General features: G+C 63.5%; 4 protein-coding genes and 1 tRNA gene. 1 reads left to right on the top strand and 4 read right to left on the bottom strand.

Annotated elements, in window-relative coordinates:
• The first annotated feature begins 38 nt into the window (after positions 1 to 38).
• A tRNA-Pro gene (locus tag AC1DVA_RS27710) sits at positions 39 to 115 on the top strand.
• A 221-nt stretch (positions 116 to 336) separates the two neighbouring features.
• On the opposite strand, the gene AC1DVA_RS27705 is transcribed toward AC1DVA_RS27710, so the two are convergent.
• The 4 genes from AC1DVA_RS27705 to AC1DVA_RS27690 form a co-directional block, all read right to left on the bottom strand.
• Complete coding sequence (locus AC1DVA_RS27705) at positions 337 to 738, bottom strand: hypothetical protein (protein WP_476808029.1); 402 nt, start codon at positions 736 to 738, stop codon at positions 337 to 339.
• A gap of 181 nt (positions 739 to 919) precedes the next feature.
• Positions 920 to 1378, bottom strand: coding sequence for a hypothetical protein (locus tag AC1DVA_RS27700; RefSeq protein ID WP_265054699.1), 459 nt, complete (start codon positions 1376 to 1378; stop codon positions 920 to 922).
• A 96-nt stretch (positions 1379 to 1474) separates the two neighbouring features.
• Positions 1475 to 1942: a hypothetical protein gene (locus tag AC1DVA_RS27695; protein ID WP_265054700.1), complete on the bottom strand. Its 468-nt coding sequence runs from the start codon at positions 1940 to 1942 to the stop codon at positions 1475 to 1477.
• Positions 1943 to 2069: 127 nt separating this feature from the next.
• A partial coding sequence (locus tag AC1DVA_RS27690; RefSeq protein WP_476808028.1) for a transposase occupies positions 2070 to 2307 on the bottom strand: 238 nt, incomplete at its 5' end.

Below are 2307 nucleotides of genomic sequence, written 5' to 3'. Positions count from 1 at the left end.
GGGGCCGCGTGCTGGCTATAAGCCGGCCACCAGTTGATCGGAGTGTGGCTCAGCCTGGTAGAGCACCTCGTTCGGGACGAGGGGGTCGCAGGTTCAAATCCTGCCACTCCGACCAAAAATTTCCCGCGATAAATCAAGACGTCAAAAGATAACCCTTCGGGGTTTTTCTTTTTTGCGATCGAAATACCTGACAGTTTTGTCATCTCCCCTCGTCTTCTGCGCTCGGCCGACGCGCACGTGGTTGGAGGTATCTGCAGCCTGCCGCGTCCAACCGATGCAGGCGGCTTGCCTTGATCGCCGATCGCGGTCGCATCGACGCAGCCACTTTCCTGCTGTTTACGTCGCCCCCTCGAGGGCAGACATGAGATCCCAGATTCGCCGGTTGAGCGCGTGAAGCTCGCGGATGGTGCGGGAGATTTCCTCGAGCCTCGCATCGTCGACGGCTCGGCGGACACCGAAGCGCAGGTTCCCCCGGCTTTCCTCCACCTTCATGTGCTGCGTATGGGTGATCTCGCCCTCCGCATCGATGACGAAGGTGGCGTGGCTGAGGTCGTTGCGCAGCCGCGTCGCCGCCGAGAAGCGCTCTACGATCTCGTTGAGCTCGCCGCGGACGACCTTGTCTGCCACGCCGATCTTGGCYAGCCGCTGCACCAGATCGAGACGCGCGCGTGTCGTATTCAGCGTGGCGAAGACGATCGCCGCCGACTTGTCATCCGTGCCGAGCAAAACCATCAGCACATAGATGAACAGGCTCTCGTTGTTGGACCAGGCTAGATTCAGATCCCTACGAGGTTCATGAAGGCTACTCTGCGGCTGGAGGATCGGCGCGCGGCGACAACCTCCAGGACATCGAAATCCGGCCTGGGCGGCAAGGCCGTTCGTCCTCGGGAGGGCTTGGGCATCGGCGCTTCCTCGGAGGCTAGGCTTCGCTCAGCGCGGGGGCGCCATGTTCGAATGGCTCAAGATTCGCAAGGCGCGCCGCATGGCCCATGCCGCGATCGACCCCTTCCTGCATCGCGATCCCAGCGGGACCGCGACATGCCAGGCCGGTGACTGGCTTCATCCCCAGATCATCGGCTTCCTCGCAACGCTTGTCACGCTGATTGCCCAGCGTCATTGCGGCCCGATGCGCACGCATGCCCTCGCAGCGGTTCAATCCGATGTCCTGAACGCCGTCACGGGAATTGGCCCAGAGCTCATCGGCGAGGAAATCTGCCTGCTCAGCAGCCGCGAGGATCCGGCCTTTGCAGCCGGCGCCCGCGGTGCCGTCGCCTTCCTCGAAGCGCTGCGCCCAGCCAGCCAGCTTGACGAGATCGACGAGCCCGTACTGCAGGCCGATCCCTCGCTTCAGCGGCTTTGGGAAGAACATGTCGATCAATGCCTCCGCCGCAGTCCCCGGCCCCTATAGGCAACGGCGCCGAAGTATGGCGCGCCGTCCCTCTGCCAGTGGAGGCCACCCTCTTCCCATCAGCCGTCAGCGCAATCCATCGTCGTCAGCAGTCCTTTTTCGCTCCGCAGGCTGATCGAACAGGCCCAACTCGAGCTGTTGCTCGAACCTGCCCTCCTCCGGCTCGGTGTCCACGCCGGAACTCCGCAGCAACCGGTTCAAAGCCTGGAGGAAGACAGTGTCATCGAGACGGTGCGTCGCGCTCGCGGTAACCGCAAGGAAACGCTCGTAGCGCGCCTTGCAGACGGCCTGCCCCGGCCGGGGCGGCGCGGAGCTACTCGGAAAGGGCTCTCGCACGACGCGGTCGACAACGCTTTCGCCAGGCCATGAATTCGGCAGATCCTTCGCGGTTTCCAGGCCGGCCGCGATCTTCGTCTTGAGATGCCAGGCGGTCCGGACGGACACGCCGAGTATCTGGCCCAGCCTCTGCGAACCGATACGCTCGCCGGTCGCGGTCAGCAGATAGAGCGCCTGCAGCCAGACATGCATCGGCACATGGCTGTTCTGAAAGATCGTGCCATGCCTCACGGTGAAGGGCTTGCGACAGGCATAGCACTTCCACATTCCGACGGGTGTGCTCAGCCCGCTCAGGCGGCCAAGCCGACAGCTTTCGCTGGCGGGCTCAACTGATCGCCGCAACACACTCGGCGAACCTCTCGGCTGGGGTTTGATAGAGCAAGGTCTTTCTGGGCCGTTCGTTGAGCTGACGGGCGATGGCGCTGAGCTGGGCCTGGCTTTGCAGGGACAGGTCGGTTCCGTGGGGAAGATACTGGCGCAGGAGCCGGTTGGTGTTCTCGTTCGAGCCACGWTGCCAGGGTGACCTGGGACCGAGGCAAGGAGTTGGCCGACCACAAGCGGCT

Source organism: Allobosea sp. P4_C6 (genome assembly GCF_056402015.1).
The sequence above is the reverse complement of the archived record's forward strand: the minus strand, read 5'-3'. Positions and strand labels throughout refer to the sequence as shown.